The sequence below is a fragment of the Streptomyces sp. NPDC053560 genome, assembly GCF_044544605.1.
Classification (GTDB): domain Bacteria; phylum Actinomycetota; class Actinomycetes; order Streptomycetales; family Streptomycetaceae; genus Streptomyces.
This window is the reverse complement of sequence record NZ_JBITXI010000010.1, coordinates 35,895-52,651: the sequence shown is the minus strand read 5'-3', so window position 1 is coordinate 52,651 and position 16,757 is coordinate 35,895. Positions and strand designations below refer to the sequence as shown.

Annotated in this window: 16 protein-coding genes; 9 read left to right on the top strand and 7 right to left on the bottom strand. The window is 71.5% G+C overall.

From position 1 onward, the window contains the following. Positions 1 to 147: 147 nt before the first annotated feature. The gene (locus tag ACIGQF_RS24070) at positions 148 to 984 is read right to left on the bottom strand and encodes a peptidoglycan-binding protein (protein WP_399713754.1); all 837 of its coding nucleotides are present in this window, start codon (positions 982 to 984) and stop codon (positions 148 to 150) included. Positions 985 to 1,188: 204 nt separating this feature from the next. Between ACIGQF_RS24070 and ACIGQF_RS24065 the strand changes: the two genes are divergently transcribed. Then, on the top strand, positions 1,189 to 2,787 hold the full coding sequence (locus tag ACIGQF_RS24065; RefSeq protein ID WP_399713751.1) for a methylmalonyl-CoA mutase: 1,599 nt from the start codon (positions 1,189 to 1,191) through the stop codon (positions 2,785 to 2,787). 67 nt (positions 2,788 to 2,854) lie between these two features. Beyond that, positions 2,855 to 3,067, top strand: a complete 213-nt coding sequence (locus ACIGQF_RS24060) for a hypothetical protein (protein WP_052863805.1) — start codon at positions 2,855 to 2,857, stop codon at positions 3,065 to 3,067. Positions 3,068 to 3,085: 18 nt separating this feature from the next. Here ACIGQF_RS24060 and ACIGQF_RS24055 read toward each other — a convergent pair whose 3' ends face one another. Beyond that, positions 3,086 to 3,787 carry a FadR/GntR family transcriptional regulator gene (locus ACIGQF_RS24055; RefSeq protein WP_399713747.1) on the bottom strand — a complete coding sequence of 234 codons (702 nt, stop codon included), beginning with the start codon at positions 3,785 to 3,787 and terminating at the stop codon, positions 3,086 to 3,088. A gap of 166 nt (positions 3,788 to 3,953) precedes the next feature. On the opposite strand from ACIGQF_RS24055, the gene ACIGQF_RS24050 reads away from it, so the two are divergent. The 3 genes from ACIGQF_RS24050 (at position 3,954) to ACIGQF_RS24040 (ending at position 6,548) form a co-directional block, all read left to right on the top strand. Next, entirely contained in the window at positions 3,954 to 4,490 is a 537-nt protein-coding gene (locus ACIGQF_RS24050) for a gluconokinase (protein ID WP_361559752.1), read from the top strand. 111 nt (positions 4,491 to 4,601) lie between these two features. After that, entirely contained in the window at positions 4,602 to 5,999 is a 1,398-nt protein-coding gene (locus ACIGQF_RS24045; protein ID WP_399713743.1) for a gluconate:H+ symporter, read from the top strand. An 84-nt stretch (positions 6,000 to 6,083) separates the two neighbouring features. Beyond that, positions 6,084 to 6,548, top strand: a complete 465-nt coding sequence (locus ACIGQF_RS24040) for a cytidine deaminase family protein (protein WP_399713740.1) — start codon at positions 6,084 to 6,086, stop codon at positions 6,546 to 6,548. Here ACIGQF_RS24040 and ACIGQF_RS24035 read toward each other — a convergent pair. Beyond that, complete coding sequence (locus tag ACIGQF_RS24035; protein WP_399713738.1) at positions 6,524 to 6,988, bottom strand: GNAT family N-acetyltransferase; 465 nt, start codon at positions 6,986 to 6,988, stop codon at positions 6,524 to 6,526. The genes ACIGQF_RS24040 and ACIGQF_RS24035 overlap by 25 nt on opposite strands. A 73-nt stretch (positions 6,989 to 7,061) precedes the next feature. Beyond that, positions 7,062 to 8,573: an FAD-dependent monooxygenase gene (locus ACIGQF_RS24030; protein ID WP_399713735.1), complete on the bottom strand. Its 1,512-nt coding sequence runs from the start codon at positions 8,571 to 8,573 to the stop codon at positions 7,062 to 7,064. Between the two features lie 72 nt (positions 8,574 to 8,645). Here ACIGQF_RS24030 and ACIGQF_RS24025 point away from each other — a divergent pair, with 72 nt between their 5' ends. Continuing rightward, on the top strand, positions 8,646 to 9,329 hold the full coding sequence (locus tag ACIGQF_RS24025; RefSeq protein WP_399713733.1) for a TetR/AcrR family transcriptional regulator C-terminal domain-containing protein: 684 nt from the start codon (positions 8,646 to 8,648) through the stop codon (positions 9,327 to 9,329). Between the two features lie 17 nt (positions 9,330 to 9,346). Here ACIGQF_RS24025 and ACIGQF_RS24020 read toward each other — a convergent pair whose 3' ends face one another. Genes ACIGQF_RS24020 through ACIGQF_RS24010 form a run of 3 tightly spaced genes read right to left on the bottom strand, consistent with a single transcriptional unit; the run spans position 9,347 to position 12,860 of the window. Further along, positions 9,347 to 10,477: an acyltransferase family protein gene (locus tag ACIGQF_RS24020; RefSeq protein ID WP_399713730.1), complete on the bottom strand. Its 1,131-nt coding sequence runs from the start codon at positions 10,475 to 10,477 to the stop codon at positions 9,347 to 9,349. Further along, a complete protein-coding gene (locus ACIGQF_RS24015; RefSeq protein WP_399713728.1) occupies positions 10,474 to 11,883 on the bottom strand; it encodes a polysialyltransferase family glycosyltransferase in 1,410 nt (469 codons plus the stop codon). Before ACIGQF_RS24015 ends, ACIGQF_RS24020 begins: the two co-directional genes overlap by 4 nt. Next, positions 11,883 to 12,860, bottom strand: coding sequence for a glycosyltransferase family 2 protein (locus ACIGQF_RS24010; protein WP_399713725.1), 978 nt, complete (start codon positions 12,858 to 12,860; stop codon positions 11,883 to 11,885). Before ACIGQF_RS24010 ends, ACIGQF_RS24015 begins: the two co-directional genes overlap by 1 nt. Before the next feature lie 187 nt (positions 12,861 to 13,047). Between ACIGQF_RS24010 and ACIGQF_RS24005 the strand changes: the two genes are divergently transcribed. The 3 genes from ACIGQF_RS24005 (at position 13,048) to ACIGQF_RS23995 (ending at position 16,744) form a co-directional block, all read left to right on the top strand. Then, positions 13,048 to 14,367, top strand: coding sequence for a DUF6716 putative glycosyltransferase (locus tag ACIGQF_RS24005; protein ID WP_399713722.1), 1,320 nt, complete (start codon positions 13,048 to 13,050; stop codon positions 14,365 to 14,367). 35 nt (positions 14,368 to 14,402) lie between these two features. Next, positions 14,403 to 15,707 carry a cytidylyltransferase domain-containing protein gene (locus ACIGQF_RS24000; RefSeq protein WP_399713720.1) on the top strand — a complete coding sequence of 435 codons (1,305 nt, stop codon included), beginning with the start codon at positions 14,403 to 14,405 and terminating at the stop codon, positions 15,705 to 15,707. 104 nt (positions 15,708 to 15,811) lie between these two features. Further along, positions 15,812 to 16,744 (top strand): N-acetylneuraminate synthase family protein, encoded by a 933-nt coding sequence (locus ACIGQF_RS23995; protein WP_052863819.1) that lies wholly within the window; start codon positions 15,812 to 15,814, stop codon positions 16,742 to 16,744. Positions 16,745 to 16,757 lie beyond the last annotated feature (13 nt).

The window sequence follows — 16,757 nt, the reverse complement described above, 5'->3', positions numbered from 1 at the left end:
CCTTTTTTGCGGCTGAACCTCCCCCAGCTACCGCTGGGAGGTGCCCCCAGCCGCTCTCGCGGAGCCCACTGCTCGCCGTTGGGGTTGCTCAATTGGTGGTTGCGGTGGGGGCGGCTCGGTTGGTTGTAGCGGCTCGGGTGGGTGTCGCTACTTGTATATGACTACCTTCGTTCCCGGGGCAGCCTGTTGGAACAGGGCGGCGATCCTCTTCTTGTCGCGGACGTTCACGCAGCCGTGGGAGGCGCCGGAGTAGCCGTGGGCCGCGAAGTCGGCGGAGTAGTGGATCGCCTGGCCGCCGCTGAAGAACATCGCGTACGGCATCGGCGTGTCGTAGATCGTCGAGACGTGGTGGCGGCTCTTGAAGGTGATGGCGAAGGTGCCCTCGCGGGTGGGCGTGTACTGCGAGCCGAAGCGCACGTCCATCGCCGAGACGGCCCGGCCGTCAACCATCCATGTCAGCGTGTCACTCGTCTTGCTGATGCAGATCACGCGGCCCGTCATGCAGCGCTTGTCCGGTGCCGCGGCCGGCTTGGTGGTCGGTGGATACAGCTCGCTCCGTGTCGGCGTGTGCGTCCGTACGCGCAGGGCGCTCAGCGTCGCCGTGTCCACGGTGCCCGTGCGGGGCAGGCCCTGGGCGCGCTGGAAGTCCGAGACCGCGGCGGCGGTGACCGGGCCGTAATACCCCGTGGGATTCCGGTCGAAGTGCTTCAGCTGGCGCAGGCGCGCCTGCAGCTCGCGCACCTGCTCGCTCCGGGCGCCCTGGGACAGTACCGGCTTCGGTGCGGCGTGCGTCGGGTCCGCCGCACGGGACGAGGGCGGCGTGGTCGGTGCGGCCGGTGCGGTCGGCAGGGCCGTGGCGGTCCGTCCGGCGCCCTTGCCGTCGTCGACCCGTATCCGCATCTCCTTGCAGCCCGTCGTCGACGTCAGGACGGCGGCCAGCACCAGCGTGCCGGTCAGCGTGCGGAACGCTTGTCTGCGATGCATGTCCCACCCCTGTGGTCTCACCCGCCCCTCCTCATGCTTCCCGGCGCTGCGGCCCGCGGAACCTGCGGTCATGCTGTGAGCAAGGTCCCAGGCCGCGCCCCTCCACGGGGCGCACGGGCGCCGCTACAGTCCGTCGCAAACGCTCTTCATTACTGAGTAGTAGTCCAGCATTTTTGAGCAGCAGCACAGCGGGAGGCAGGCACCATGGCGCGCGAGACCGGCAGTGCTCGGCACACCGAGAGCGGTTTGCCCATCGAACCCGTCTACGGGCCGGACGCGCTCGGCGACTGGGACGCCGCGGACAAGCTGGGCGAGCCCGGCGCGTACCCCTACACCCGTGGCGTGTACCCCACGATGTACACCGGACGCCCGTGGACGATGCGCCAGTACGCCGGCTTCGGTACGGCCAAGGAATCCAACGCGCGCTACAAGCAGCTGATCGAGAACGGCACGATGGGCCTCTCGGTCGCCTTCGACCTGCCGACCCAGATGGGCCACGACTCCGACGCGCCGATCGCCTCCGGCGAGGTCGGCAAGGTCGGCGTGGCGATCGACTCCATCGAGGACATGCGGGTGCTGTTCGACGGCATCCCGCTGGACAAGGTCTCCACCTCGATGACCATCAACGCGCCGGGCGCCCTGCTGCTGCTCCTTTACCAACTGGTCGGCGAGGAGCAGGGCGTGGACCCCGCCAAGCTCACCGGCACCATCCAGAACGACGTGCTCAAGGAGTACATCGCCCGCGGCACGTACATCTTCCCGCCCAAGCCGTCGCTGCGCCTGATCGCCGACATCTTCAAGTACTGCAAGGCCGAGATCCCGAAGTGGAACACCATCTCGATCTCCGGCTACCACATGGCCGAGGCCGGCGCCTCGCCCGCGCAGGAGATCGCGTTCACCCTCGCGGACGGCATCGAGTACGTACGCACCGCAGTCGCCGCCGGCATGGACGTCGACGACTTCGCCCCGCGCCTCTCCTTCTTCTTCGTGTCCCGCACGACGATCCTCGAAGAGGTGGCCAAGTTCCGTGCCGCCCGCCGCATCTGGGCCCGCGTCATGAAGGAGGAGTTCGGCGCCAAGAACCCCAAGTCGCTGATGCTGCGCTTCCACACGCAGACCGCCGGCGTGCAGCTGACGGCCCAGCAGCCCGAGGTGAACCTCGTACGCGTGGCCGTGCAGGGCCTGGCCGCCGTCCTCGGCGGCACCCAGTCGCTGCACACCAACTCCTTCGACGAGGCCATCGCGCTGCCGACCGACAAGTCGGCCCGGCTGGCGCTGCGTACGCAGCAGGTCCTCGCGTACGAGACGGACGTCACCGCCACCGTCGACCCGTTCGCCGGGTCCTACGTCGTGGAGAAGATGACCGACGACGTCGAGGCCGCCGCCGTCGAACTGATGGGCAGGGTCGAGGACCTGGGCGGTGCCGTCGCCGCTATCGAGAACGGCTTCCAGAAGAACGAGATCGAGCGCAGCGCGTACCGCATCGCCCAGGAGACCGACTCCGGCGAGCGCGTGGTCGTCGGCGTCAACCGCTACCAGCTCGACGAGGAGGAGCTGTACGAGCCGCACCGCGTCGACCCGGCCATCGAGGCCCAGCAGGCCGAACGCCTGAAGAAGCTGCGCGCCGACCGCGATCGGGCCGCGGTGGACGCCGCGCTGGCCGACCTGAAGAAGGCCGCCGAGGGCACGGACAACGTCCTGTACCCGATGAAGGACGCACTGAAGGCCAGGGCGACGGTCGGCGAGGTCTGCAACACCCTGCGCGAGGTCTGGGGCGCTTACGTCCCGACGGACGCGTTCTGAGCGTCGCGAGCGGCCGGTACGGCTGCGGGGCGCGGGCCCGGTCCGCGCCCTGCGTCACACTGGTGTCATGTCCTCACCCCGCCGTAAGTGTCCCGTCTGCACCAGAGACATCGCCGTGGTCAACGGGCGGTTCGCTCGACACGACCCGCCGGGGCGGCGTACCGGCCTGGAGCTGATCTCGTGTCCGGGGTCGCGGCGGATGGCGCCCATGATGGCGCCGGCGGAGAAGCTGTTCGATCCGGAGGAGCCGCCGTTTCCGGGGCAGCAGCCGTTGTTCTGAGGGCGCTTGCCCGGCTCGTCAGGGCGCCAGGATGTCCAGTTCGGCCATCGCGCCGACGGTGATCTCGCGGGTCAGTTCCTCGGCGCGGGCCGCGTCGCCGGTGCGGATCGCCTCGGCGACCTGGACGTGCAGGGTGACCGCCGCCGGGTCGGGGTCGGTGAACATCACGTGGTGGTGGGTGCGGCCGGTCAGGATCGCCGCCACCACTTCGTGCAGGCGGGCGAACATCTCGTTGCCCGAGGCCGTCAGCAGCGTCTTGTGGAAGTCGGTGTCGTGGACGAGGTACGCCTCCAGCTGCTGGCCGCGTGAGGTGGCCACCATGCCCATCGCGTGCTCGGTGAGCGCCGCGCACTGCTCCGGCGTGGCGTTCCGGGCCGCCAGTCCCGCCGCGACCGGCTCGACGGCGCAGCGCAGGACGGTGAGGGAGCGGAGCTGGCGGGCGCGGTCGGCGCCGGCCAGCCGCCAGCGGATGACCCGCGGGTCGTAGACGTTCCACTCCTCGGTGGGGCGGACGGTCACGCCCACCCGGCGCCGGGATTCGACCAGGTGCATGGACTCCAGGACGCGTACCGCCTCCCGGATGACCGTGCGGGAGACGTCGTAGCGCTGGGCCAGCTCGTCGGTGCGCAGGATCGAGCCCGGCCGGTGCTCGCCGGCTGTGATCTCCGGCCCGAGGGACTCCAGCACCCTCGCATGCAGTCCCTGTCCCGCGTTTTCCATGCGATAAGCCTACGTTCCCGAGTCTCGGGAAGATTAAGTATGACGTTTGCATCACAGACTCTTGAATACGTCGTACCTAATGGGTTTCAGTGGAGCGATGCATTCGAGCCACCCAGGTGGTTCGTCACGCCAAGTCAATGAGGACGAGCGAGCGAGGTAGACCGCGATGAGCACCCCCCATGTCATCGTCGTGATGGGAGTCGCCGGCACCGGCAAGACGACGATCGGACCGCTCGTCGCCGACGCGCTGGACGTGCCGTACGCCGAGGGCGACGACTTCCATCCCCCGGCCAACATCGCCAAGATGTCCGCCGGGCACCCGCTCGACGACGCCGACCGCGAGCCGTGGCTGGACGCCATCGGCGCCTGGGCGCACGACCGGGCCGGCAAGGGCGGCGTGGTCAGCAGCTCCGCGCTCAAGCGGATCTACCGCGACCGTCTCCGGGCCGCCGCGCCCGGCATCGTCTTCCTGCACCTCACCGGCTCGCGCGAGCTGATCGAGGGCCGTATGTCCGAGCGCAAGGGCCACTTCATGCCCACCGCGCTCCTGGACTCCCAGTTCGCCACCCTGCAGCCGCTCGCCGACGACGAGCGGGGTGTGGCGGTGGACGTCTCCGGCACCCCGGAAGAGATCACCGAGCGGGCCGTCGCAGCGCTGCGGCAGCTCGACGAGGACGCCTCCCCGGCCGCCACCGAGCTCTGATCAGGAGCCGCACCCCCGAGCTCTGAACCGGCGCCCTTCCCCGGGGCCCCGGTCCCGAGCCGTACCCCCGAGCTCCGATCACGAGACCGGGCTCCAACCGAAGGACACGCCGTGACCCATCTCAGCGTCGAGATGATGGCAGCGGACGCGGCCGAGCCGATCACTTCGGCAGGCAACGCTCAGCTGGGCATCTCCGTACTCGTCGGCATCGCCGTCATCGTTCTGCTCATCACCCGGTTCAAGCTGCACGCCTTCCTGGCCCTGACCATCGGTTCGCTGGCGCTCGGCGCCGTCGCGGGCGCGCCGCTGGACAAGGCCATCACCAGCTTCACCAGCGGCCTGGGCGACACCGTCGCCGGCGTGGGCGTCCTGATCGCGCTCGGCGCGATCCTGGGCAAGCTGCTCGCCGACTCCGGCGGTGCCGACCAGATCGTCGACACCATCCTCGCCAAGTCCAGCAGACGCATGATGCCGTGGGCGATGGTCCTGATCGCCGCGATCGTCGGCCTGCCGCTCTTCTTCGAGGTCGGCATCGTGCTGCTGATCCCGGTCGTGCTGCTGGTCGCCAAGCGCGGCAACTTCTCCCTCATGCGGATCGGCATCCCGGCGCTGGCCGGTCTCTCCGTCATGCACGGTCTGATCCCGCCGCACCCCGGTCCGCTCGTCGCCATCGACGCGATCAAGGCCAACCTCGGTGTCACCCTCGCCCTCGGCGTGGTCGTCGCGATCCCGACCGCGATCGTGGCGGGCCCGGTCTTCTCCCGCTTCGCCGCCCGCTGGGTGGACATCGCGCCCCCGGAGAAGATGATCCCCCAGCGGCCTTCCGAGGAGCTGGAGAAGCGCCCCAGCTTCGGCGCGACGCTGTCCACCGTGCTGCTGCCGGTCGTCCTGATGCTCGCCAAGGCCCTGGTCGACATCGTCGTCGACGACCCCAAGGACCATGTGCAGCGCGTCTTCGACGTGATCGGCTCCCCGATGATCGCGCTGCTGGTCGCGGTGCTGGTCGGCATGTTCACCCTCGGCAGGGCAGCCGGGTTCAGCGCCGGGCGGCTCTCCTCGACCGTGGAGAAGTCCCTCGCCCCGATCGCCGGCATCCTGCTGATCGTCGGCGCGGGCGGCGGCTTCAAGCAGACCCTGGTCGACGTCGGCGTCGGTGACATGATCCTGGACCTGTCCAAGGACTGGGGCCTGCCCGCGCTGCTGCTCGGCTGGCTGATCGCGGTCGCCATCCGGCTCGCGACCGGCTCCGCGACGGTCGCCACGGTCTCCGCCGCCGGCCTCGTCGCCCCGCTGGCCGCCGACATGAGCACCACCCACGCGGCGCTCATGGTCCTCGCCGTCGGTGCCGGCTCGCTCTTCTTCAGTCACGTCAACGACGCGGGATTCTGGCTGGTGAAGGAGTACTTCGGCATGAACGTCGGCCAGACGGTCAAGACCTGGTCCCTGATGGAGACGATCATCTCCGTCGTGTCGATCATCTGCGTGCTGCTGCTGTCGCTGGTCTTGTAGCGCGGCACGGGGAAATCTCTTCGCGGCAGGGCCGTACGGACGGATAGCGTCCGTACGGCCCTTTTCCGTACGAGAGGCGAGACCATGAGCAGCGACGACGGCGTACCGGTCGACCACGCGCTGGTGCGCGCCGCGGAGGAGGCCGTCGCGGCGTACGCGCAGGGCGACGACCACACCGTGGCGGCGGCAGCCCGGACCGCCGACGGCCGCATCGTCACCGGCCTGAACGTGTACCACTTCACCGGCGGCCCCTGCGCCGAGCTGGTCGTCATGGGGGCCGCGGCCGCGCAGGGCGCGTACGACCTGCGGCAGATCGTGGCGGTCGCCGACGAGGGCCGCGGCGTCATCCCGCCCTGCGGCCGCTGCCGCCAGGTGCTGCTGGACTACTACCCCGACCTCACCGTCGTGGTCGGCTCGGGCGGCGCTGTCCGGGCCCTGCCGGTCCGTGCGCTGCTGCCCGAGGCGTACGTGACGGCCGAGCACGAGGACGTGCCGCCCGCGGCGGGGCCGGGCGGCACGGCGGATCAGTCCTCCGGCAGCCACGCGTAACGTACGTCCGGCTCCCGCTTCTCGTTGTCCCGCACGTCGGTGCGGAACCGCTCGCGGAAACCGTGGCGCCGGTAGAGGCGCTGCGCGGGCCGGTTGACCTGGAAGGTCCACAGCGCCAGGCCGCCGGGGCGGCGCTCCTTCGCCAGCGCGACGGAGCGGTCGCCGAGACCCTGGCCGCGCCGTTCCGGGGCGAGACAGAGCTGGTCCAGCTCGCGCGCGCCGTGCAGCACCATCATCCCGGCGATCTCGCCCCCGGCGTCCGCCACCCAGGTCTCCCGTTCCGGTACGACCACCGTGCGGAACCACGCCCGTACCGCGTCGTCGGTGTGCGGCCGTACGACACCGGGCAGCGCGGCGTCGTACGACCGCAGCCACACCTCGGCCACGCCCGCCGGCCCGGCCCGCCGCAGGACGGCGCGTTCCGTTCCCGTCTCCTCCATGGCGCAGCACTCTCGTGCACGGGCGGGTGCCCGCGCATCCGCATTGACGGAATGCGTCGCCCGTGGCGGCCGCTCAGGCGGCCCGGGCGGTGGCGGCGGCCGGGAAGTGCCGGGTCAGGGCCGCGGCGACCGGGCCCGCTTCGGCGGCGGCCACGGCCACGTAGCCGTCCGGGCGGACCAGGAAGAGGCCGCCGTCGCCGTACGCCTGCCGGACGTGGCCCGAGGCGTCGAGCAGGTCGGGCGCGGGGCCGCCGATCCGGTACGTGCGGACGTGCGCGGCCCACTCGGCGGCCGGCCGCGGCGGCTCGGCGCCGTTCAGGGCGAGCAGGGTGAAGTGCGGGCCCCGGAAGGCGTCGAAGAGGCGGAACGGCGTGCCGTCGGAAGTGGTGCAGGGCGCGTCGGGTGCGCGGTCGCCGGCCCGCAGCGCGTCCGGCGCGAGGCCGGTGCGGTGCTCGCCGGTCAGCGGGGACTCGCGGTAGCCGAGCGTGAGCTGGTGGAGGTCGCGGCCGCGCCGCAGCGAGCGGGAGCGGTGCAGCCGGGTGCTGGTCTCCAGGATCCCGGCCGCGACCGGCAGCCGCTCGGCCTCGTACGTGTCCAGCAGCGCGTCGGGCGCGCCGTGTCGCAGCACCTGGCCGAGCTTCCAGCCGAGGTTGTAGGCGTCCTGGACGCTGGTGTTCAGGCCCTGGCCGCCGGCGGGGGAGTGGATGTGCGCGGCGTCCCCGGCGAGGAAGACCCGGCCCTCGCGGAACCGCTCGACCATGCCGGCGCGGGGCCGGAACACCGAGGTCCACAGCACCTCGCGGATCTGCTCGGGGGCCAGGTGGGTGTGGGCGGCGAGGGTCGCGCGGACGGTCTCGGAGCTGGTGTCCGGCGTGTCGGTGAAGACCGCCGCCATGCTCTGGAAGTGGTCCGTCCCGGCGAGCGGCAGCAGTCCGACGAAGCCGCCGCCCGGCTGCGGGAAGAGGTGCCAGTGGTCCCGGTCCAGGCCGTCGACGCGTACGTCGGCGAGGAGCATGGCGCCGGGCTCCAGGTCGGGCCCGCTCATCGGGGTGCCGAGCTGCCGGCGTACGGCGCTGCGGCCGCCGTCGGCGCCGACCAGGTACGCGGCGCGGACGGTGTGCACCGTGCCGTCGGCGAGCGAGGTCAGCTCCGCGGTGACACCGTCCGCGTCCTGCCGGAACGCCGTCAGCTCCGTACCGAACCGGACGCTCCCGCCCAGCTCCGTCAGGCGGGCGTGGAGCAGCTCGGCGTTGCGCCACTGCGGGACCATCAGCGCGTTGGAGTACGGGGTGCCCGGCGTCGGCGCCACCCGCTCCACCATCTCGGACGTCTCCTTGATCCGGCCGTCCTGCCAGGTGGCCATGGGCGGGTACAGGCCGCCCGCGGCCCGAACGGCCGCCAGCACCCCGAGGTCGTCGAAGACCTCCTGCGTGCGCGGCTGCAGCCCGGTGCCGCGGGCGCCGGGCGAGAGCCCGTCCTGCCGCTCGACGAGCAGCGCGCGCACGCCGCGCCGGGCGAGGTCGACGGCGAGTGCCAGGCCGGTCGGGCCGGCGCCCGCGATCAGTACGTCCACGGTCGTGTCCATGATCCACCCCTGTCCTTAACGCTGTTAAGTGGCTACTTTCGAGCATGGGCTTAACGGTGTTAAGTTGTCAACATGGCAACGCGACTGGACCGGGCACAGGTGGTGGACACCGCGCTGCGGCTGCTGAACGAGGTGGGTCTGGACGGGCTCACCCTGCGCCGCATCGCGAAGGAGCTGAACGTCCAGGCCCCGGCCCTGTACTGGCACTTCAAGAACAAGCAGGAACTGCTCGACGAGCTGGCGACCGAGATCTTCCGGCGGATGGCGGCCGAATTCGCCGGCGGCCCGCCGGGCGGCCACGACGCGGCCTGGCAGGAGATGCTGGAGGTCAGCTGCCGCACGCTGCGCCGGACGCTGCTGGGCTACCGCGACGGCGGCAAGGTCTTCTCCGGCACGCGAATGACCGACGACAGCTACGCCGCGCCGATGGACGCCCTGCTGCGGGAGCTGACGGGCGCGGGGTTCACGCTGCGGGACGCGGCGTACGCCTGGTGGGCCGCGTACAACTTCACGATCGGCCTGGTCATCGAGGAGCAGTCGGTCTTCCCCGAGCCCGGCCCGCCCGAGGAGCGCGGGCCCGAGTCCCGGGACCCCGCATACGACCTCGGCGACCGCGAGCGCCGGCTGGGGGACCGGTATCCGCTCGCGGCCGCCGTGGGCCGGGAATTCTTCGGCAATTTCGACCGGGCCTTCGAGGCCGGTCTGCGCATCGTGATCGCGGGGATCGAGGCGACGGTACGACCCGACGCCCCGTGAGGCTCAGCCCATGACGCTCAGCCCATGAGGGATCGTTTCAGCCGTGGGGTGAGGGGGCGTTCGACGAATCGGTACAGGCACCAGGCCAGGGTGAGCATCAGCCCCACGGTCAGCGGGAACGTCGCCGCGGCCGGCAGCCCGAGGTCCCGGTGCAGCCAGTGCACCACGACCCAGCCCAGGTGCTCGTGTATCAGGTAGAAGGGGTAGGTCAGGGCGCCGGCGACGGTCAGCCAGCGCCAGTTCGCCCACCGCAGCTTGCCCAGCGCCACGGCCGCTATCAGCAGGTAGCCGAGGGTGACGACGGCGATGATGCCCAGCGAGGGCCGGTAGGAGAACGCGTCCGGCATGTCCGCCGGGTGCCAGAGCCGGGAGACCGCGTAGTGCTGGCCGAGCAGCCAGCTGACGGCCACGATCGCCCAGCCGGTGGTGTCGCGGGGGCCGTAGCGGTGGATCAGGTAGAAGCCGATGCCGCCGATGAAGAACGGCGCGTACTCGGGCATGAGGGCGATGTCGAGGAACGAATTGTTCGCCGCCTCGGCGACCACGGAGGCCAGCGTCCAGCCGGCGCAGAACATCACGACCCGGCCGCGGTTGGCGCCCGGCAGGACGACACAGAGCGCGAACAGCGCGTAGAAGCGCAGCTCGGCCCAGAGCGTCCAGCACACGCCGAGCACCCGGTCCACGCCCAGCGGCATCTGCAGCATGGTGAGGTTGGTCAGCGCGTCGGTGGGGGAGACCGCCTCGTACGCCACCCAGGGGAGGGCGAAGACGGCGGTCACCAATATGACCGCCGCCCAGTACGCCGGGAAGAGGCGGGAGACGCGGCTCGCGAAGAACGCGCGGAGCGGCCGCCCCCAGCCGCTCATGCAGATCACGAAGCCGCTGATGACGAAGAAGATCTGCACGCCCAGGCAGCCGTACGCGAAGAAGCCCGAGGCGGTCGGGAACTGAGTGGCGGGCGAACTGCCCCAGGCGTCGCCGATCTCGCCGTCCCGGCCGCCGTAGTGGTAGGCGGCCACCATCAGGGCGGCGAGCAGGCGCAGTCCGTCCAGGGCGCGCAGCCGGGGTGGGCCGACGGCGCGCAGGGGCACGGGCGCTCCCGGCCGCCGGTGGGCGGGGAGCGTGGGGGGAGCCGGTGCGGTCGTCATCCGAACGCGGCCCGCTTCTTGAGCCGGCGCTGCACCGAACGGGCCCGCCGGGCGACCCGCCGCACGGTGGCGTTGCGCGGGATGAACGCCAGCTGGACCGGTACCCCGCCGGGCAGCGCCAGCGCGGTGAGGCGGCGGCGCTTGAAGTAGCGCCAGGTGCCGGTGTCCAGCCGGGTGGCGAGGTAGCGCTCGGCCGCCGGGCGCAGGTCCGGGTAGATCTGGTGCTGCATCGCGTACCCGACCGCCTTCACCAGACCGGTGAGTTCGCGTGCCACCTCGCCCTCTGTGGGCGGCGTCCAGCGGGCCACCGCGGACGCGTCGGTCAACGGCGGCAGCAGCGCGTCGACGATGGTGACCGGGACGCGGTTGCTGTTCTGGTACGGGGACAGCCGCTCCAGCAGCAGGTCGGTGCCGATCCGCGCTGCGGGCAGGCCGTAGAACGCGGTCGCCGTCAGCAGCGCGGTGGAGAAGCAGCCGACGACGAGCGCGGGCTTCATGCGCTGGTACAGCACCTCGGCCAGCTGCGGCGTGTCCTCCACGGTCAGCTCGGCGCCGAGCCGCTCCGCCTCCTCCTCCAGCACCCGGGACCAGCGCGCGGGCGCGGTCGGGTGCGGCTTGAAGACGACCCGGCGGTGGCCCAGGTCCACGGCCCCGCGCAACATCTCGACGTGCAGCTCCTCCTCTTCCTCGGCGGTGAGGATGGAGAGCGCGGAGAGGTACTGGCCCAGCAGCAGCGCGCCGCCCTCGGCCGGTTCGGACACCGCCTCCGTACGCCGCTCCGCCTCCTCGGCCAGCTCCGCCAGCACCGCGAGGAACGGCTCGGTCGGCACGGTCTCGGCCGGCACCCCGAACTCGGTGAGCAGCAGCGGCTTCAGACCGGACACCAGATCCAGGTGGAGCAGGCGCCGGATGCGGGTGCCGACCAGCGGGTCGAGCTTGGAGCGGGTCGGCCCGTAGCTCATCAGGCCGTCTGCATAGACCTCGACCGGCGCGCCCTGGAAGATCTGGCACAGCGCGAGCGCCGGATTGACCTGGATGGACTCGACGATCAGCTCGACGGGGGCGTCGCCCAGCTCCCACAGCAGCCGCAGATGGCGCTCCCACAGGGGCGCGTCGTCGGCGCGCGGGGCCCAGCCGCCGGGGTGGAACGGGGAGATCGTCTCGTTCCAGGACCGCACCTCGTCGAACCGCCCCCGCAGCCGTTCGAAGCCCGGCATCGCGTCCAGCGCCGGAGTGGTCTCGGGAATGGCGGCATTGTTGCTGACCAGCAGAATCCGGCGGCCGGCCGGTTCAAAACGGTCGGCGTCCAGGGCCGCGGCCAGGGTGGCGGCGCCGTACAGGGTGGACGCGAAGAAGATCTGCGTACGCGGCCCGGCGGACCGCGCGGAGAATCCGGCGGCGGACATCAGGCGGCCACCTCCACCGGGACCGGCTTGCGGCGCAGCCGACGGAGCCGGGAAGCGCGCTGTACATCCATGGAATCCAGAGCTTCCTTCAATACGTCCTGCGGCATTCGCTTCAATGCCGCGGCACTCATCGAACGCAATTTACGGGCGACCTGCGGTTCGAAACGCTCGATCGAACCGAGGTGGTGGGAAATGATGGCGCAATACGTCCGGACCGCCTTCGGCAGCAGTACCGCCGCGTCCCGGTCCTTCGCCGTCTCCTCGACGACCTGGTCGAAAGCGCGGATGAAGTCCAGCTGGCGGACGTCGCCGATCTGGGTCAGCGACGAGGCCACGCCGCGCCGGTAGAAGACGCCCAGCATCCCGAGCACCGCCATCGACTGCGCCTCGCGGTGCAGCCGCCAGATCCAGGGGCGGTCCTCCGCGGTGCGCAGCCCGTGCCGGAAATGCAGCACGCCGTCGTCCAGCAGCCGCCGGTGGTACATCCCGGCCCAGGCGAACGCGTAGTCGACCGAGGTGGAGCGGTCGGCGGGCAGGATCAGGTCGCGCGGGTCCATGACGACGTCGCGCCGGCCGTGCGGCACCCGGTGCACGGAGCGTGCCCGCGCGGTGCACTGCACGTGATCGGTGCGGACGAAATCGCAGCCCAGCGCCTCGATCGCGCCGAGCAGTTCCTGGTAGTAGCCGGGGGCGAGCCAGTCGTCCCCGTCCAGGAAGGCGATGTATTCGCCGCGGGCCGCGTCCAGGCCGGTATTGCGGGCGGTGGCCAGGCCGCCGTTCTGCTCGTGCCGCAGCAGCCGGGCGCCCGGCAGTTCACGCTCGGCGCGCTCCAGAATCTGCGGCGTCCCGTCGCGCGAGCAGTCGTCGACGAGGAGGAATTCGAAGTCGTCCCGCGCGTTGGCCGCGAGACTTCTCAGGGTGTCGGGCGCGTATGTCTGCACGTTGTAGAACGGCACGATGACGGAGAGCTTAACCACTCACGTGACGTTAGGTGCGGCTCCGGCATTCGTCTTTACCGCTTGCGTACGTCAGGGTGAACGAAGAATGGCGGAATGGTTAACCACCCTTTCCGGCCTGCCGGTTCGCCGTTCGTCGATGTGCTGTTAACCCTTTGTTGCGGCTCAGTTGGCCCGCGAATCGAAATGCCTTCCTAGCGTCTTCGACGTGCCATCACGTACACCTTCCACGCCACGGGTCGCGGTCCTCGCCGACTCGGACACCCGGTGGAAGTGGGGCGCCCTCACGGCGCACCGCCTCCAGCCCGGCTGCCGGCTCGACGGCTTCCTGCTCCGCGGCCGTGCCACGCCCACCGTCCGGCAGCTCGACGAGGTCGGGGCCCGGGCGGACGCGCTGCGCGAGATCCGCGGGGTCGACTTCGTGCGGTCCGTCGACCGTACCGCCTATGACGTCGTGCTGCTGTCCTGCGTGGGCGGCGCGGTGCAGGCGATGCTGCACGGCCTGGCCCGCGCCTGGGAGGGCAGCGCCCGCCGCCCCGCCGTCGTGACCGGCTACGTCGGCGTGGTCTACGAGAAGCTCGCCGACGGGCTGCTGCTGCGGCACGGCGCCGACGTGGTGCTCGCCAACTCCCGGCACGACGCGGACCGCTTCCGCGCGGTCTACCGGGGCGTGAACGCCGACGACCGCGGCGTCGTGGAGTGCGCGCTGCCCTTCCTCGGCGGCGCCGCGCACGACCGCACGGACGAGGTGCGCACCGTCGTCTTCGCGGTCCAGCCCTCCGTGCCGGACAACCGGAACGACCGCGCGTACCTGCTGCGCCGCGCCGTGGAGCACGCCCGCCGGCATCCGGCGCGCGAGGTGCTCATCAAGCTCCGCAGCAAGCCGGGCGAGCACACCACGCACATCGAGGAGCTGCCGTACCAGAAGCTCGCGGCGAAGGTCCCCGGCGGACTGCCCGCCAACTGCCGCCTGGTCTACGGGAACATGGGCGAGGTCCTGGACCGTACCGACCTGATGGTCACGGTCTCCTCGACCGCCGCGCTGGAGTCCCTGCACCGCGGCGTCCCCACGGCGGTCCTCACCGACCTCGGCATCCGCGAGGCCCTCGGCAACCACCACTTCCTCGGCTCCGGCTGCCTGGCCTCCTGGGACGAGCTGGACGCCGGGTACCTGCCCGAGCCGGACCCGGAGTGGGTCGCGGCGCAGGGCGTGTGCGCCGAAGGAGCGTACGAGAAGGCGTTCGACGCGGCCCGTGCCCGCGTCACCGAGCTGTGCGACGCCGACGGGCTGCCGCCGCTCGCCCCGTACTACACACCCCGCACGGCCCCCGGCTACCTGCCCGGCCTCCTCGCCCGGCACGGCCTGGACCCCAAGGGCGACCCGCTGCCCGGCTACGAGCCCGGCGCGGCCGAGCCGACCGGACTGCGCCGCGTGGCCCGCGACACCGTCCGCGAGGCGGCCCGCGGCGCCTACCGGCACGGCGTCCAGCGCGTCGCCCCCGCCATCCGCCGCTGGGGGCAGCTGTGACCCTCCCCTCGACCGGCCTCCGGAAGGAGCCCGACATGCCGCCGACCGACCGGCCCACCGTCATCGCCGTCATCCCCGCCAGAGGCGGATCCAAGGGCGTCCCCGCCAAGAACCTCGCCGCCGTCGGCGGCGTGCCGCTGGTGGCCCGCGCGGTGCGCGAGTGCCTGGCTGCCCGCCTGATCACCGACGTCGTGGTCTCCACCGACGACGACGCGATCGCCGCCGCCGCGGGCGGCGCGGGCGCGGTGATCGTCCGCCGCCCCGGCGCCATCGCCGGCGACACCGCCACCAGCGAGGCCGCCGTCCTGCACGCCATGGACGCGTACGAGACCGAGCACGGCGCCGCCGTCGACGCGGTCCTCCTCGTCCAGTGCACCAGCCCCTTCATCGTCCGCGAGGACATCGACGGGGTGGCCGCCGCCGTCGTCGAGCAGGGCGCCGACTCCGCGCTGACCGTCGCCCCGTTCCACGGCTTCGTGTGGCGCGACGCGGCCGACGACGCCTCCTCCGGGATCGGCGCCGGCCGGGACGCGCGCACGGCGGACGGGCCGGACGCCACCGTGGCCACCGTCGCCACGACCGAGGGCGGCTACGGCGTCAACCACGACAAGTCCTTCCGGCCGCGCCGCCAGGACCGCCCCCAGGACCTCCTGGAGACCGGCGCCGCCTACGCCATGGACGCGGCCGGCTTCCGCACCGCGAACCACCGGTTCTTCGGCCGTACCGAGCTGGTGCGCACCGACCCGGCCCGCGTGCTGGAGGTCGACGACCCGCACGACCTGGCCCGCGCCCGCGCCCTCGCCCCGCTCCTGGACGCCCCTCCCGCAAGCACTTGCAGGGAGTACCCCCATGCCTCGGCGCTCCCGACGCTGGACGACGTGGACGCGGTCGTACTCGACTTCGACGGCACCCAGACCGACGACCGGGTGCTGATCGACTCCGAAGGACGGGAATTCGTCTCCGTGCACCGCGGCGACGGTCTCGGCATCGGCGCCCTGCGCAAGTCGGAGCAGCTGAAGCTGCTCATCCTGTCCACGGAACAGAACCCGGTCGTCGCCGCGCGGGCCCGGAAACTCCAGATCCCGGTCCTGCACGGCATCGACCGCAAGGACCTCGCGCTCAAGCAGTGGTGCGAGGACCAGGGCATCGCGCCCGAGCGCGTGCTCTACGTCGGCAACGACGCCAACGACCTCCCGTGCTTCGGCCTCGTCGGCTGGCCCGTGGCGGTCGCGAGCGCCCACGACGTCGTACGCGGCGCGGCCCGCGCCGTCACCTCGACTCCCGGGGGCAGCGGGGCGATCCGTGAGATCGCCTCCTGGCTCCTCGGCCCGTCTCTCTGAGGCGTCCCGTCCCGGAACCGACCCGGACACACCCGCCGGACCCGCTCCGGAACAACCGTCCCCGTCTCTCCGAGAGACACCCGACAACGAAGGAACTCTCCACCATGACCAGCAACAACCGCCTCCGCACCCTCGGCAACCGGATCGCCGGCCCCGGCCACCCCGTCTACGTCACCGGTGAGATCGGCATCAACCACAACGGAGACCTGGAGAACGCCTTCGCGCTCATCGACGCCGCCGCCGACGCCGGCTGCGACGCGGTGAAGTTCCAGAAGCGCACCCCCGAGATCTGCACCCCCCGCGACCAGTGGGACATCGAGCGCGACACCCCCTGGGGCCGGATGACCTACATCGACTACCGCCACCGCGTGGAGTTCGACGAGGACGGCTACCGCGCCATCGACGACTACTGCAAGAAGCGCAACATCCAGTGGTTCGCCTCCCCCTGGGACGTGGAGTCCGTCGCCTTCCTGGAGAAGTTCGACGTGCCCTGCTACAAGGTCGCCTCCGCCTCGCTGACCGACGACGAGCTGCTGAAGGCCATGCGCGCCACCGGCCGTACGGTCATCCTCTCCACCGGCATGTCCACCCCGAAGCAGATCCGCCACGCGGTCGAGGTCCTGGGCAGCGACAACATCCTGCTCTGCCACGCCACCAGCACCTACCCGGCCAAGGCCGAGGAGCTGAACCTGCGGATGATCAACACCCTGCAGGACGAGTACCCGAACGTCCCGATCGGCTACTCCGGCCACGAGACCGGCCTGCAGACCACCCTCGCCGCCGTCGCCCTCGGCGCGACCTTCGTCGAGCGCCACATCACCCTCGACCGCGCCATGTGGGGCTCGGACCAGGCCGCCTCCGTCGAGCCCCAGGGCCTGACCCGGCTGGTCCGCGACATCCGCACCATCGAGGAGTCCCTCGGTGACGGCGTCAAGAAGGTCTACGAGAGCGAGCTCGGCCCGATGAAGAAGCTCCGCCGCGTCGCGGGCGTCGTCGCCGAGGCCGAGGCCGCCGACCGCGAGCCCGTCTCGGTCTGAACAGAAAGCGCGA

Coding starts and splice junctions, on each gene's coding strand:
- ACIGQF_RS24000 (WP_399713720.1), top strand. CDS start 14,403: ATGCCGCCGACCGACCGGCCCACCGTCATCGCCGTCATCCCCGCCAGA.
- ACIGQF_RS24065 (WP_399713751.1), top strand. CDS start 1,189: ATGGCGCGCGAGACCGGCAGTGCTCGGCACACCGAGAGCGGTTTGCCC.
- ACIGQF_RS24025 (WP_399713733.1), top strand. CDS start 8,646: ATGGCAACGCGACTGGACCGGGCACAGGTGGTGGACACCGCGCTGCGG.
- ACIGQF_RS24060 (WP_052863805.1), top strand. CDS start 2,855: ATGTCCTCACCCCGCCGTAAGTGTCCCGTCTGCACCAGAGACATCGCC.
- ACIGQF_RS24030 (WP_399713735.1), bottom strand. CDS start 8,573: ATGGACACGACCGTGGACGTACTGATCGCGGGCGCCGGCCCGACCGGC.
- ACIGQF_RS24015 (WP_399713728.1), bottom strand. CDS start 11,883: ATGTCCGCCGCCGGATTCTCCGCGCGGTCCGCCGGGCCGCGTACGCAG.
- ACIGQF_RS24020 (WP_399713730.1), bottom strand. CDS start 10,477: ATGACGACCGCACCGGCTCCCCCCACGCTCCCCGCCCACCGGCGGCCG.
- ACIGQF_RS24040 (WP_399713740.1), top strand. CDS start 6,084: ATGAGCAGCGACGACGGCGTACCGGTCGACCACGCGCTGGTGCGCGCC.
- ACIGQF_RS24050 (WP_361559752.1), top strand. CDS start 3,954: ATGAGCACCCCCCATGTCATCGTCGTGATGGGAGTCGCCGGCACCGGC.
- ACIGQF_RS24055 (WP_399713747.1), bottom strand. CDS start 3,787: ATGGAAAACGCGGGACAGGGACTGCATGCGAGGGTGCTGGAGTCCCTC.
- ACIGQF_RS23995 (WP_052863819.1), top strand. CDS start 15,812: ATGACCAGCAACAACCGCCTCCGCACCCTCGGCAACCGGATCGCCGGC.
- ACIGQF_RS24070 (WP_399713754.1), bottom strand. CDS start 984: ATGCATCGCAGACAAGCGTTCCGCACGCTGACCGGCACGCTGGTGCTG.
- ACIGQF_RS24035 (WP_399713738.1), bottom strand. CDS start 6,988: ATGGAGGAGACGGGAACGGAACGCGCCGTCCTGCGGCGGGCCGGGCCG.